This is a genomic window from Nostoc sp. NZL (assembly GCF_015714705.1).
In the GTDB taxonomy this organism is placed as follows: domain Bacteria; phylum Cyanobacteriota; class Cyanobacteriia; order Cyanobacteriales; family Nostocaceae; genus Nostoc; species Nostoc foliaceum_A.
This window is the reverse complement of the sequence record NZ_WBKL01000159.1, coordinates 1-14513: the sequence shown is the minus strand read 5'-3', so window position 1 is coordinate 14513 and position 14513 is coordinate 1. Positions and strand designations below refer to the sequence as shown.

The following is a 14513-nucleotide window of genomic DNA, read 5'->3' as shown; positions in this document are numbered from 1 at the left end:
GTCTACAGACTTTGTGCTTTGTCCTTCGTCTTTTGTCTAAAACTAATGACTAATGACCAATGACTAATGACTAATGACTAATTTAGTATGTTTCTACGTGCCAGCGACCGGCTTTCTTGAGTTGCTTCTGGTAATCACTCCAGGTTACGCCTTCCTTAGCAGCAGCAGCAGTTAAGGCTGCATCAATACCTTCTTCCATACCGCGCAAACCGCAAATGTATGTGTGGGTTTTTTCATTTTTAATCAATTGCCACAATTCATCTGCGTGTTCAGCTACGCGGTCTTGAATATACATTCTACCGCCTTGGGGATTTTTCTGTTCGCGGCTGATAGCAGCAGTGAGGCGGAAGTTATCAGGATATTTTTGTTGAATTTCTTCCAGTTCTTCCTTATATAAAAGGTTTGGAGTTGTTGGTACGCCAAATATTAGCCAAGAGAATCCTTTAAATTGGTATTCTGGGTTAGCTGCTCTTTCCGCATCTTTAAACTGACGCCACAGATAAGCCCGCATAGGAGCAATACCTGTTCCGGTTGCCATCATGATTACATTCGCATCAGGATCATTGGGTAACAACATTTCCTTACCCACAGGCCCTGTAATTTTTACCTCTTCCCCTGGCTTGAGGAAACATAGGTGTGTAGAGCAAACACCGTAGACTGTTTCGCCAGTTTCTGGGTGCTTGTACTCCAACTGGCGGACGCACAGTGATACTGTCTTATCATCTACATCATCGCCATGACGAGTTGAGGCAATGGAATAGAGTCTAAGTTTTTCCGGTTTGCCGTTCTTGTCTAATCCTGGTGGAATAATCCCAATACTTTGACCTTCTATATACTTCAAATCACCGCCAGATAGGTCAAATTTAAGGTGTTGAACAATACCAATACCGCCTTCTTTAACTAGCGGTTCATTAGATATTACCTTGCCAATAAACGGAGCATTGGGACGGTAAGTGTTAACAGGAACGTCACCGTGGTCTTTTTTGGCTTTCGCTTGAGTCATGGTGTTGCCTTTCTTGTCCTTGTTCTTGAGCTGTTCTTCAGCTGATGATTTAGCAAAGCCTTTGGCTTCACTATCAGCATTTACAGGTGTGGCTTTACCATTCCCTTCACTGTTAGCAGTTTCCCCAGATGTAGCTAACTCGCTGACTTCGCTTGTAGCATTCCCAAGTGAGGCTTTACCATTAACTGGCTGTAAAGCAGTTACAGGCTGGATGCTAACAATTGTGCCGCCTAGACGAGTGATACGTCGCATTTCTTGATTCATGCGGTTGTAAGGCACTCTGATGAACACACTGCCACTTTTCCGAATTGGGTAGTTAGTTTGATCAGTTTCTTCGCTTTGACGCAAACCCACCACTTCATAAAGGAAGACGCGGCTACCTAATTCTGTGTTGGCAGCACCCTCAACAGCACCTTGATTGTACATTCGTTCTACCACTCCGATAATTTACTTAACCGTTTTTCAAAAAAAACTATTCCCATCCCATGCCAGCTTTAGTTTACCGGATTTTCGTTTCACAAAACTGGCCCTTTTGGAAAAACGGCATCGTTAAATTAATGCCTTGCTAAGTACACTCACCAAAGACATGCAGGCATAGCAAAAAACACACCTGTTCACCTTCTAAGGTAAAGGATAAGTCTTGTGGAGAATGTTAATAATGAGTCAATTTAATCTTTTTTTCGTTAACTACCACTCCTATTAGGGAGATAGTTTTTTTCCCTACTACCAAACGAGCAAATTAAAAGGGCAGATGATATTGTAGGAAACCTACTTCGATTAGTGGAAGCTACTGCTCAGTTGACTTCCAAAAATTGCGGTTGCGCTTGCCTAATCCAAGGATTTAATCGGAGAATGCCAATCCTAGAAGGTCTTCTTCCGATTGGTTTTACTTCTCACAATCTACTACTCTCCCACAATGTTGTTAGTTATATTCATGACCTGTCTATGGATAATGACATGACTAGAACAACTCCAGCTACAAACATAAGGAGATAGAGAACCGTGATTTAAGCAACTGTAATCAGTTTCACTTGATGTGAAAAATCTGTCAACCTCTATCAGTACTTTGCCATAAAGCCAACGCTTCTATTTGAGCATATCCATAAATTTACAACCAATAATTTGACTAATGCAAGTTGTTCGCTCATTCGTTGGATAGATTTTTGCTTTGAATATCTTAAGTATTCTCGAACAGGAATTAGAATTTAGGAGTATTAGAAAATTGGCTGCAATAATAAATTATACTTTACAGTCTTGATTATATAGAGTCACAAGTAGCGGAGTGATAAAGGCGCAACGCTGATGGGCGGTGCTGATCCCCATTTTTAAATTAATAACTAAATCAACAAAAAAATGATTGATGAACCAGGCTAATTCTTCTTGACAGCAATCTTGTATGGGATACCCCCTTCTGTTAAAATCAAATATACCACTAGGATTAAATACTTACCGGCACCAACATTCAGGCTAGTCCGACGAGTAGCAACTTAATTACTTTGTTGTCTACCCGCTTGGTGTCTTATAGCTGTGCTAGGTAGCAAGAACGCAGGATAAACCAAAGGGGTAAACTCCTGGCTTCAGAATCTGCTGTGTGAAAAATTATTGACACAACTTTAGTATTTTAGAGGAGATTTATGACAAGTAAGCCGGAACGCGTGGTACTGATTGGAGTAGCCGGAGACTCTGGGTGCGGTAAATCTACGTTTTTGCGTCGTTTGATAGATTTGTTTGGTGAAGATTTAATGACAGTCATTTGCTTGGATGACTATCATTCCCTGGATCGCAAACAGCGTAAAGAAACTGGGATAACGGCTTTAGACCCCAGGGCGAACAATTTTGACCTGATGTATGAGCAAATTAAAACGCTCAAAAGTGGTCAAGCGATTGATAAGCCGATTTACAACCACGAAACCGGCTTGATTGATCCGCCAGAGCGGGTGGAGCCGAATCATATTATAGTTGTTGAAGGGCTGCATCCTTTATATGATGAGCGGGTGCGATCGCTAATCGACTTCAGTGTTTATTTTGACATTAGCGATGAAGTCAAAATTGCCTGGAAAATCCAGCGAGATATGGCTGAACGCGGTCATCGCTACGAAGATGTGTTAGCGCAAATCAATTCCCGTAAACCTGATTTTGAAAAGTTTATCGAACCACAAAGAGAATTTGCCGATGTGGTTCTCCAGGTATTGCCCACAAATTTGATCAAAAACGACACCGAGCGTAGAGTCTTAAGGGTACGTATGCTCCAAAGGGAAGGTAAGGAAGGCTTTGATCCAACCTACCTGTTTGATGAAGGGTCAACAATTAATTGGACTCCTTGTGGACGCAAGCTGACCTGTTCTTATCCTGGTATGCAACTGTACTACGGTTCAGATGTTTACTACGGCCGCTATGTCTCAGTACTAGAGGTAGATGGTCAATTTGACAACTTGGAAGAAGTAATTTATATCGAAACCCATCTCAGCAATACATCCACTAAATATCAAGGTGAATTGACTCACTTGTTACTCCAGCACCGTGAGTATCCAGGTTCCAACAATGGTACTGGTTTCTTCCAAGTGCTTACAGGTTTGAAAATGCGTGCTGCCTATGAGCGGTTGACAGCTACAGAAGCAAAGTTAGCGGTTCAGGTTTAAAGCAGCAGTGTTTGTGTCAAAGCTTGTGGGGGCGCTTCCGGGTGTCCCCCTTTTTTTGTGTTATTAAATACATTTTAACCAGAAAATAATTAGCATACATTTGTCTTCTTTACAGATACTTACCTTATAGTTAGTGATTTTTATCAATATCAAGAAGATACTAACTACTGAAGTATAAATATTGTTATGATTTCATAAATTAGGTAGTTGAACTAAATACTCACATTTAGTCAGCGCAAAAAACCCAAGAAAGGAGGAATTTCCTTTGTCTCGTCGATATTTATTTACCTCCGAGTCAGTTACCGAAGGTCATCCAGATAAAATCTGCGATCAGATTTCTGATACCATTCTGGATGCCCTACTGACACAAGACCCCAGCAGCCGTGTCGCTGCTGAAGTAGTAGTTAATACTGGTTTGGTGCTAATCACTGGTGAAATAACCACCAAAGCCAATGTTAATTTCGTCAATCTCGCCCGCAAAAAAATTGCCGAAATTGGCTATACCAATGCCGATAATGGCTTTTCTGCTAATAGCACCAGCGTTCTGCTGGCTTTAGACGAACAATCACCTGATATCGCTCAAGGCGTTAACACCGCCCAAGAAACTCGCCAGCAAGATAGTGATGAGCTATTCGACAAAATTGGTGCAGGCGATCAAGGTATAATGTTTGGTTTTGCCAGTAACGAAACACCAGAACTGATGCCCTTACCCATCAGTCTTGCCCACCGCATTGCTCGCCGATTGGCAGCAGTTCGGAAAACGGGTGAACTTTCATACCTGCGTCCTGACGGTAAAACCCAAGTAACTGTGGTCTACGAAGATGGACGCCCAGTAGGTATTGATACTATTCTAATTTCCACCCAGCATACAGCCAGCATAGGGGAAATTACGGATGAGGTGGCTGTACAAGCCAAAATTAAACAAGACCTCTGGTCAGCAGTGGTCGAACCTGTTTTTGGCGACATTGACGTTAAGCCTAATCAGGAAACACGTTTTTTAGTCAACCCCACTGGCAAATTTGTCGTTGGTGGTCCTCAGGGAGACTCTGGTTTGACAGGACGGAAAATAATCGTTGACACTTACGGTGGCTATTCACGACATGGTGGCGGCGCTTTTTCTGGAAAAGACCCCACAAAGGTAGACCGTTCTGCTGCCTATGCGGCTCGCTATGTCGCGAAAAATATTGTCGCCGCTGGGTTAGCAGAAAAAGTTGAAATTCAGCTATCCTATGCTATTGGCGTAGCGCGACCAACAAGCATTCTGGTGGATACCTTTGGCACTGGTAAAGTGGATGAAGAAACCTTACTGGAATTAATCAATCAGCACTTTGAACTGCGACCAGCGGGGATTATCCATACCTTCAACTTACGCAACTTACCAAGTGAACGAGGCGGACGTTTTTATCAGGACGTCGCGGCTTACGGTCATTTTGGGCGGGCTGATTTAGACTTGCCTTGGGAACAGACCGATAAAGCCGAATTGTTGAAACAAGCAGCAAACGAGTCACTTTCGGCAGCAGTTGCTCAGGCATTAACTTAGACTTATACGCTACTACAAAAACTTAAGATGTTGATTTGAGGGTATTAGCAACTTCAGAAATTGCCTATACCCTCATCTATATCAGGACTTACGCAAAATAATGAAAAAACGAACCGCAAAGGACGCAAAGGACACAAAGGAATAAGAGTTTGAGAGAGTTATTGCGTAAGTCTTATATATTTCAACTTTCACCCACAAGATGAATTAATCTCATACAGTTCAGTTAAGGATTATCAGGCGTGTAGAGACGCGTTAGCGCAGCAGGAAGAAGCCCAGCAGATGTGCGACTCTTTCGCTTAACGACCGATTTCGACATCTTCGAGGATTCCCAGTGCGTCAGGGACAAGGACAGCTGCGGAGTAGTAGGCGGTGATGAGGTAGGAAATGATAGCCTTTTCGCTGATGCCTATGAATCGGACAGACAAGCTGGGTTGGTGTTCGTCGGGGATACCAGTTTGATGTAAGCCGATAACGCCCTGATCTTCCTCTCCAGTGCGGAGTACAAGAATGGAGCTAGTTTGGGTATCGGTGATGGGTATTTTATTACAGGGAAGGATGGGTACACCCCGCCAAGCCGCCACCATGCTGCCGTCCAGGTCCATGCTTTCTGGATAGATGCCGAGGCGGTTGCACTCCCGACCGAAGGCGGCGATGGTGCGGGGGTGGGCCAGGAAGAACTTCGACTTCCGCCGCCGGGTGAGCAGTTCGTCAAGGTCGTCTGGGGTGGGTGGCCCGGTGCGGGTGTAGATGCGTTGTTTGAGGTCGGCGTTGTGCAGCAAACCAAATCCACGGTTGTTGATTAACTCATGTTCTTGACGTTCCCGCAATGCCTCGATAGTCAGCCGCAGTTGTTGCTCAGTCTGGTTCATCGGTTCATTGTACAAATCCGCTACGCGAGTATGCACCCGCAACACGGTTTGAGCGACGCTCAACTCATATTCACGGGGTGAAAGTTCGTAATCTACGAAGGTTCCCGGCAACTCAGTCTCCCCGATATGCCCCGAAGTTAAAGCGATCGCAGCTTCACCGTACTTGTTCTGTGGGACTTGGGGGCGGGTTCTGAAGCGATCGACGTGAGTCTGCAACGCCTCCGATTGGTTGAGCAGTTCCCGAAAAGCCTGTTGTGGTAGCACCAATACTGTGCAGCGAGTGATAGCCTGGACTGTAAACTGCCAGCTGCTTTGGGATTCTAACAAGGTGCGATCGCCAAAATAATCGCCGTCAGCCAACACACCCAACACAGGTTGTTCATCATACTTGCCAACACCAATCTTGTTCACTTTGCCATGAGCAATCAAAAAAAGCTGATTAGCTGGCTGGCCTGACTGCACAATGATGTCACCAGGTGCGAGCTCCTGCTGAACGAACCGACTTGCCAAGGCGTTCAACACATCAACGTCGTCAAATTCTCGCAGTAATGGCAACTCAGCAAGTTCCTGGGGAATCACCCGCACCTCGGCCCCGGTGTTGGCAAAAGTTACGCGCCCATCACCAAAGGCATAAGTCAACCGACGGTTTACTCGATAAGTCCCACCCTTCGTCTGTACCCACGGCAACATCTTCAACAACCACCGTGAGGTAATTTCCTGCATCTGTGGCGCAGATTTGGTTGTCTTCGCCAAGTTACGCGCAGCTGCGGTACTCAAACTTAGCTGGGGCTGTCCACCCTCAACATTCAAATTCGACTCGATAGATTCTGTCATCACCTTATCCTTACTCTCTAATTACTAACAAAAGTGAACTAGGCAGTTAGAAACCTCATGCCAGTTGCTTCTCCTGTCGGAGACGCTACGCGAACAGACATGTTTAAATTTTGAATTTTGAATCTTTCAATCCAAAATCCAAAATTTAAAATCCAAAATCTAAAATCTAAAATTCGGCAAGAATGCTTTAGAGTCCGATTTGGACATCTTCCAGGATGCCGAGTGCGTCAGGAACAAGGACGGCTGCGGAGTAGTAAGCGGTAACTAGGTAGGAGAGGATGGCCTTTTCGCTGATACCCATAAATCGCACTGACAAGCTGGGTTGGTATTCGTCGGGAATACCAGTTTGATGTAAGCCAATCACCCCTTGTTTTTCCACACCTGTACGAAGCAAGAGGATAGAACTGGTGCGAGTATTGGTAATGGGGATTTTGTTGCAGGGAAAGATAGGTATGCCCCGCCAAGCAGGCACTCGGTGTCCACCCAGGTCAATGCTTTGTGGATAAATGCCAAGACGGTTGCATTCACGACCAAAGGCGGCGATGGTGCGGGGGTGCGCCAGGAAGAGTCCCGGCTCTTTCCATACCTTGGCCAGCAGTTCGTCGAGGTCGTCGGGGGTGGGTGGCCCGTTGCGGGTGTAGATGCGCTGTTTGAAGTCGGCGTTGTGTAGCAAGCCGAATCCACGGTTGTTGATTAACTCGTGTTCTTGACGTTCCCGCAATGCCTCAATAGTCAGCCGCAATTGTTGTTCGGTCTGATTCATCGGTTCATTGTACAGATCCGCTACGCGAGTATGCACTCGCAATACGGTTTGAGCGACGCTCAACTCATATTCCCGGGGTGAGAGTTCGTAATCTACGAAGGTTCCCGGCAACTCAAGTTCTCCGACGTACCCTGATGTCACCTCAATGGCAGCTTCACCGGACTCGTTCTGCGGGACTAGTGGGAGGCTTCTGAAGCGATCAACGTGAGCTTGTAGTGCCTGTGACTGATTGAGCAGTTCCCGAAACGCCTGTTGTGGTAGCACCAATACCGTGGTTCGGGTGACTGCCTGGACTGTGTAATCCCAATTGCTCTGAGGCTCTACTAAGATGCGATCGCCAAAATAGTCGCCGTCAGCCAACACACCCAACACGGTCTGTTCGTCATACTTGCCAACGCCAATCTTGTCCACCTTGCCATGAGCGATCAGGAAAACCTGATTGGCTGGCTGACCTAACTGCACAATGATGTCACCAGGTGCAAATTCCTGCTGAACAAACCGACTTACCAACGCGTTCAACACCTCGGTGTCGTCAAATCCTCGCAGCAATGGTAACTCATTAAGTTCCTGAGGAATCACCCGCACCTCGGCTCCAGTGTTGGTGAAAGTTACGCGCCCATCGCCAATGGCATAGGTCAATCGACGGTTTACCCGATAAGTGCCACCCTTGGTCTGCACCCACGGCAACATTTTCAACAACCACCGCGATGTAATCTCCTGCATCTGTGGCGCAGATTTGGTTGTCGTTGCCAAGTTACGCGCAGCTGCGGTACTCAAACTCAGTTGGGGTTGCCCACTCTCAACATCCAAATTCAACTCGATAGATTCAGTCATAACCTAATCCTCTAATCTTTAGTTCCTAACAAAAAAACCTGACCTGATTGACCCAATACTGACTTTGGATTCACACCACCAAACTTTATTCACTGGCAAAAGAACCCGACCCCACTTGACCTAGTACTGAACTTATACATCCCGCACCGATCAACGATCTGATCCGCGCAGCCGAAGTGCCTAACCCTGTGGGGCCACTTGGCAGATGCCCTGTTACCGAACTATTACGCAATTCAAATTCCTTATAGCGGTCTACCGTCACATGCCACTTGAGCACACCGCACATCCACTGCTGTAGTTTCTCGACATATCCATACAGTTTCTCGCGGGTACTTGCGTCCAGGTCGAAATCGTCGAAAAGGGCTGGTAGTTCGGTGGCCACGATGTGTTCAAACTGGCGGGCCCGAGAGGTCATTAGGTTGTTGACGACCTCGACGGCCTGCGATAGATCGCAGTTGAGGAATTGCTGAACGACCAGCACACCGTTATTGAGTTCGCCCTCGAATTCTATTTCTTTCTGGTAAGAAAAGATGTCATTGGTCAAACAGGCAAAGTCGGCGGCCGAATTATCCAGCTGGCGCATCGGTCGGGTGCGGTAGATATCCGGTGGGATTTCGTCGCCTTGAGCTAGCCGGGATAGGCTCATCGTCAGATCCGAGCCAAAGGTCTTACGGCGCATCTCAACATAATCTATCGGGTCGGGAATTCGATTTTGGATTTGGTTGGCGAGTTCCCATAACCAGCTTTCGGTCATATCCGCGATCGCACGCCGGAACTGACCCCGTGCGATCGCGGACATCGGGCCAGCTGTGCGAGACCACAGATCAGCCAAGCCGCGTTCCACTGGGTTGGTTGGTAACGGGATCGGGCTGGAATCGAGAGGCATGAACGCTGACAATCGGGCATTGAACACTTTTGCACCCGCCATATTGCGGTTGTGCCCGTACAGCGCTGGAAAGTAATCGTCAGCATAGGTTCCCCAGACAAGCCAGCCCGCCGTCAGATTCAGTTCAGGACCGGACGCATTAGGATGGATCAACGCACCGCATAAGGCCACGTCGGCAACATCGAACTTGTGGTCATCCCAGATTACGGCCTCAGGAATGCCAGGTAGTGAGTCCAGCATCCCCATCTGGCGCGCCCATTCCTTGGAATGCTGCCGTGCGGTATCTAGATGGGAATTCAAACTTGTAGTGAACGGCATGTAAAACTTCGGCAGTGTCACCGGCCCCACAGGCTGGTATGGAACATGAGTGAAGCTCTTGAACCTTCCTAAACCCAAGGCACTGTATAACGATCCAATCCGCGCGGCTGATGTGCCCAACCCAGTGGGACCACCCAGAAGTAGCGTGGATGTAGAGGAATTGTCCCCTCCCTTGTTCATGTAGCGGCTCGACCTCATATGCCACTCGTGACCGCCCGACTGCCAGTCCTGAAGTCCTTTGATGTATAACAGAACGTTCACACGAGCTACCGGGTCTAGTCCGTGCTCCTCAAAGAGAGGGGGCAGTTCGGTGATGGCGGTGTTGTCGAACTGCTGTAGCCGCGAGGTTAGAAGTTCATTAGTGAGGTTAGCCGCTTCCTGCGTACTCACATTCAGAAATTGCTCCAAGACCAACACGCAGTTGGCGTTCTCACCTTCATCCTCTACTTCTCTCTGGTATGAGAACAGGTCATTGCGAAGATGTACCCCATCGGCAAATGTGTCTTTCAGTACACGCATCGGCCGAGTTTTGGCGATTTCAGCCGGGATCTCAACAAATACGGCGTGCTCAACCAGATCCGCTGACCACGGAGCACCACCAACCTTGCGGCGCATCTCGATATACTCGATCGGGTTAGCTACCCGATCCTGGCGAATATTGGAGAGTTCCCACAAAGACTCTTCCAGGAGATTTTTAGTACTCTCGGAGAACCGGAGCCGCCAGTCCGCAGACTTGGTGAACGCGGTGCGAGACCATAGGTCAGCCAAGCCCCGCTCTACTGGGTTAGTAGGCACTGGGGGAGTGCTGACGGGGTAGATTGGCATAAACGCCGGCAGTCGATTAAGGTACTCCTTCGCACCAACCATGTCTTGGGTGCGCTTATAGATTTCAAGGAAGTGATCGTCGAAGAAGAACACCCAAACATACCAGTCGGTCACTAAGTCAAGCTCCGTACCTGGCGTATCTGGATGGGTATACGAGCAAAGCAAGGCGTAGTCGTGAGCATCGAATGTGCGTTCGTCCCAGATAAGGGAGCTTTCCGCTTCCTCTTGTGAGCCAAGTATCCCCATCTGGTAGGCCCACGCCTTGGAATGCACTCGCGCTGCTTCCAGGTTTGGGTTCAGCCGGGCGGGCCAAGGCATGTAAAATTCAGGCAGTTCAAAGGGTTGCATGATCTGCGCGTAACCTCCTCTGGGGTATTCTTGCTATCTTCATTTCGTGACTGAGATGAGGATCATGGCAGTTGACGAGCATCCTCACTTAGCTACGTCCCCATGTGTGATTTGCCCGTGGTAGCTCGTATCAAGGGGATAATACAAAATACTCTTAGTCCAAATAAAGAGCTATGTCAGTTTTAGCTGAAGTTGCCTATACCGAAAGATAAAGCATTTGAAAAATCTGTTTGAGTTATTACTCCTTTGAGATGATGACAAATGAATTTTTAGCAATTTATGCTGTTGTCATAAATCTTTCATTGTTAGAGAAAAAAAGCAATACGTAGGTTCAAGCATTTAAACAGATAGTTAAATTAAAAATTGAATAATTAGCAGACAGTTAAGACAGTTAAGACAGATAGTTAAATTAAAAATTGAACAATTAGCAGACAGTTAAGACAGTTAAGACAGTTAAGCAAATAGTTAAAATATTTAAGACAGTTATTAAACAATAATTGCTAATTGTAAATCTTTGCAATTAATGCTCTTTTATGACTTTGGTCGAGAATAATTGAGGCTAAACGCTCAAAGTCATATGTTGTGAGCAAATTAGCGATGCCTGCGGGGGCTATGCCTATTCATAGCTACAAAAACAGTCAAAAAATAAATATCAATGAGCAAAACCCTATCTGAATAAAGGTTTTAGGACATATAACCAAAAATATCCAAAGCTATCACTGCGATCGCTGCTAGAATCAAAAAAACAACATTGTAACTAGCACTTTTAACCACAAACCCAGCTATGTTGCAGATTCGGCAGCGCTTGGCACAAGCAATGCTGGAGTGGAATAACAATAAGATTCCCGACTTTTCTAAGAAGTTGGGAATCTGAGACTTTCGAGCCAGTCTGAATAAATCCTATTTAAAACAATAACTACAAAGAAGACTCGACTGATTCGTGACCACAATTAGCTCATCAGGTGTTCTTTTCGTTCGTTACCTCTGCTCCTGCTTTGTTTGACTCATTAGATGAAGATGATTCTGTCTTCTCTGATTGCGTCTCACTTGTTTGTTGCAATTGGTTGAGATGGATATTGTTCACTTGAACAATAAAATATTCTAATGCTTGACTTGCCTTTTGTTGCTGTTGGGTTTCGTCAGACACATCATAGCAACGATAAGGCGGAGTCACTCCCAATATAAATTTCTCTTGTTCAGCTTCTAGCAATTCAACAGCTGTATTGGCAGCAAGCGAATTCTTCTGAAAAGGAAAAGAGGTAACTATACTGGCAACTATAGAAGCAATAGCTGGGCAAAGCACAGGGAGCCACTTGAGCCAAGCTTGTCCAGCTTCTAATTTGTCTACCAGAACTAAAATCGGTGTGACTCCTGATAAAATTACTGTCGCAATTTGCAAACTATAGTAAAGGTTCCTTGATAAACCTCTAATTCTTTTATAATCGTCAATCAAGTCTTGGCTGTATTGTAAAGCCTTCCCTCTTGTCAGAGTCAGCGTATCTTTATCCCAGGAATTAGGATTAGTCAATAGATAACTATAGAGTTCAGCTTTTTTGGTGAGTTCAGACTGATAAGCGGCCTTCTTATAGTTCTGAAATACTTGTCTATTGATGAGCAATAAAAAAAACAAAAATGTTAGAGCTACTGCTCCAGAAATTACAACTTTTTTATCATCTGAAAGAAAAATAATAAAGAGTCCAGAAGATACAAAAGCTGCAAGTAATAAATACTCAATTACCTTCAAGTTAAACAACTTTTTTTCATCTGATGAAGAAGATAAATTTTCAATTCTATCAGAAACCTTACTTTGGTTTTTTTGCTCAAAATTAGTTAATTCAGAAGTAGTCATTGCCTCTTACTCAATTCGTTATCAGATTAAATGTAGCAATCAAATGAATAGCAACAAGTAGAATTGCTTTGAGGGGGTTAAAGTCAGGATAAGTTAGCCAGAGAGCAGCTTTACTATAAATAGCTAATCTTCTAACTTTTGCTTAAATATCCTTTTTATGACCGTTAGGTAATTCTTTTCCTTCCCAAACCTTCTAGCATCTACTATTTGCTCCCACTTTACGATTGACTAGTTGGCTTAAAATGCTTTACAACAGTCAGAAATGTTTCTTTCGGTTGACATAAAATTATTTAAGTCCAGTGAGTCTAGTCAATCCTAACCATACATATATTTGATTGATAATGCAAGGCTTTTTTGATGGTAATTTTACGTAGACATAAAAAATATTTCAGACATAAGTAACGTGCCTGCCCCAAAAATATATGATTTAGACTTTGCAATACTTGAATTGTTTTTTTGGAATTTTAACTCTATCTGGGGTGATAAGCTCTCGTGCAGAGATTGGCGACAAATATTTTGAGAGGAAATTATGCAAGAATCTGTGATTTATCAAGATATCCTTCAAAAAGGAAGACAGCAGGAAGCGCTAGCACTGATAAGATGCGAACAATTGCAGAAATTAACGAGAAAATTAGCCGCCAACGTGCGGTAGTGTTGACAACTGAAGAGTTAAAAGCACGAGTTGTAGAAATCGGTGTTACTAAAGCTGCTAAAGAGGTGGATGTAATTACCACTGGCACCTTTGAGCCGATGGAATCAAGTGGTGCAATTATCAATCTCGGACATACCGATCCGCCGATAAAAATTCGTCGCTGCTGGTTAGATGGTGTGCCAGCATACTCTGGTTTTGGGGCAGTAGATTTATATTTAGGTGCGAGTTGTGCTGTAGAGACGACGGATGGAGAAGAAGTCCGAGAACGTGGCGGCGGTCATGTAATCGAAGATTTGATTGCTGGCAAAGCTATACACGTAAAAGCGCAAGGACAAGTAACAGATTGTTACCCCAGAGCAACTTTTGAAACTACAGTTACCAGTGAAACGATTAATCAGTTTTACTTATTTAATCCGCGCAATCTTTATCAAAATTTTATTGTTGGTGTAAATGGTGGCGATCGCCCCCTTTTCACTTATCTCGGCCCTTTACAACCGCGTCTGGGAAATGCCGTTTACTCTAACCCAGGTGCTATTTCGCCCTTACTCAACGACCCCGATTTACAACTCGTTGGTATAGGTACAAGAATTTTTTTAGGCGGTGGTATTGGTTATGTTGCTTGGGAGGGTACTCAGCACTTCCCTTTACAAAAGCGTTTAGCTAATCGCACACCCATTGGCCCTTCCGCCACTTTAGCTTTAATTGGTGATGCCAAGCAAATGGATGCTCATTGGGTGCGGGGTTGTTACTTCAAAAGCTATGGGCCCTCATTGATGTTAGGTGTTGGTGTACCACTCCCTGTATTAAATGAACAAGTAGTTGAACACTGTGCCGTGCAAGATCAAGACTTAGTAGCCCCAATAGTGGATTTTTCCATTCCCCGGCGCGTCCGTCCCACCTTTGGTTTGGTGAGTTACGCCCAACTCAAATCTGGGCGGATCACTATTGAGGGCAAAGCTGTACGCTCTGCCCCCTTAGCGAGTTTATTTTTTTCTAGGCAAGTCGCCCTAGAGTTGAAAAAGTGGATCGAAGCAGGGACATTTACCCTCACAGAACCAGTTTCTCCAATTCCGATGGAGCGATCTTTTCTACCCCAAGACCGTCGGACGGATTTTTAAGGAGATTGGGGATTGGGGAGTGGGGAGTAGGGAGC

General features: G+C 45.3%; 8 protein-coding genes. 3 read left to right on the top strand and 5 right to left on the bottom strand.

Going from position 1 to position 14513, the window contains the following annotated elements; all coding sequences use genetic code 11:
- Nucleotides 1-82: 82 nt before the first annotated feature.
- Nucleotides 83-1429, bottom strand: coding sequence for a ferredoxin--NADP reductase (petH, locus tag F8R90_RS22845; protein WP_196512585.1), 1347 nt, complete (start codon nt 1427-1429; stop codon nt 83-85).
- Nucleotides 1430-2637: 1208 nt separating this feature from the next.
- Between petH and F8R90_RS22840 the strand changes: the two genes are divergently transcribed.
- Both F8R90_RS22840 and metK read left to right on the top strand, forming a co-directional pair.
- Nucleotides 2638-3642, top strand: coding sequence for a phosphoribulokinase (locus F8R90_RS22840; RefSeq protein ID WP_012409283.1), 1005 nt, complete (start codon nt 2638-2640; stop codon nt 3640-3642).
- 265 nt (nt 3643-3907) lie between these two features.
- Nucleotides 3908-5182: a methionine adenosyltransferase gene (gene metK, locus F8R90_RS22835; protein ID WP_196512584.1), complete on the top strand. Its 1275-nt coding sequence runs from the start codon at nt 3908-3910 to the stop codon at nt 5180-5182.
- Between the two features lie 296 nt (nt 5183-5478).
- On the opposite strand, the gene F8R90_RS22830 is transcribed toward metK, so the two are convergent.
- From F8R90_RS22830 to F8R90_RS22815, 4 genes are all read right to left on the bottom strand, one after another.
- The gene (locus tag F8R90_RS22830) at nt 5479-6885 is read right to left on the bottom strand and encodes a family 2B encapsulin nanocompartment shell protein (protein ID WP_196512583.1); all 1407 of its coding nucleotides are present in this window, start codon (nt 6883-6885) and stop codon (nt 5479-5481) included.
- A 187-nt stretch (nt 6886-7072) separates the two neighbouring features.
- A complete protein-coding gene (locus tag F8R90_RS22825; protein WP_196512582.1) occupies nt 7073-8482 on the bottom strand; it encodes a family 2B encapsulin nanocompartment shell protein in 1410 nt (469 codons plus the stop codon).
- An 85-nt stretch (nt 8483-8567) separates the two neighbouring features.
- On the bottom strand, nt 8568-10859 hold the full coding sequence (locus F8R90_RS22820) for a family 2 encapsulin nanocompartment cargo protein terpene cyclase (protein WP_196512581.1): 2292 nt from the start codon (nt 10857-10859) through the stop codon (nt 8568-8570).
- A 958-nt stretch (nt 10860-11817) separates the two neighbouring features.
- Nucleotides 11818-12708 carry a DUF4231 domain-containing protein gene (locus F8R90_RS22815; RefSeq protein WP_196512580.1) on the bottom strand — a complete coding sequence of 297 codons (891 nt, stop codon included), beginning with the start codon at nt 12706-12708 and terminating at the stop codon, nt 11818-11820.
- Nucleotides 12709-13308: 600 nt separating this feature from the next.
- Between F8R90_RS22815 and F8R90_RS22810 the strand changes: the two genes are divergently transcribed.
- On the top strand, nt 13309-14478 hold the full coding sequence (locus tag F8R90_RS22810; RefSeq protein ID WP_190891089.1) for a homocysteine biosynthesis protein: 1170 nt from the start codon (nt 13309-13311) through the stop codon (nt 14476-14478).
- Nucleotides 14479-14513 lie beyond the last annotated feature (35 nt).

Bases quoted from the DNA above. Each gene is read 5' to 3' on its own strand.
- F8R90_RS22820 (WP_196512581.1), bottom strand. From the start codon at position 10,859: ATGCAACCCTTTGAACTGCCTGAATTTTACATGCCTTGGCCCGCCCGG.
- F8R90_RS22830 (WP_196512583.1), bottom strand. From the start codon at position 6,885: ATGACAGAATCTATCGAGTCGAATTTGAATGTTGAGGGTGGACAGCCC.
- F8R90_RS22810 (WP_190891089.1), top strand. From the start codon at position 13,309: ATGCGAACAATTGCAGAAATTAACGAGAAAATTAGCCGCCAACGTGCG.
- F8R90_RS22825 (WP_196512582.1), bottom strand. From the start codon at position 8,482: ATGACTGAATCTATCGAGTTGAATTTGGATGTTGAGAGTGGGCAACCC.
- F8R90_RS22840 (WP_012409283.1), top strand. From the start codon at position 2,638: ATGACAAGTAAGCCGGAACGCGTGGTACTGATTGGAGTAGCCGGAGAC.
- petH (WP_196512585.1), bottom strand. From the start codon at position 1,429: ATGTACAATCAAGGTGCTGTTGAGGGTGCTGCCAACACAGAATTAGGT.
- F8R90_RS22815 (WP_196512580.1), bottom strand. From the start codon at position 12,708: ATGACTACTTCTGAATTAACTAATTTTGAGCAAAAAAACCAAAGTAAG.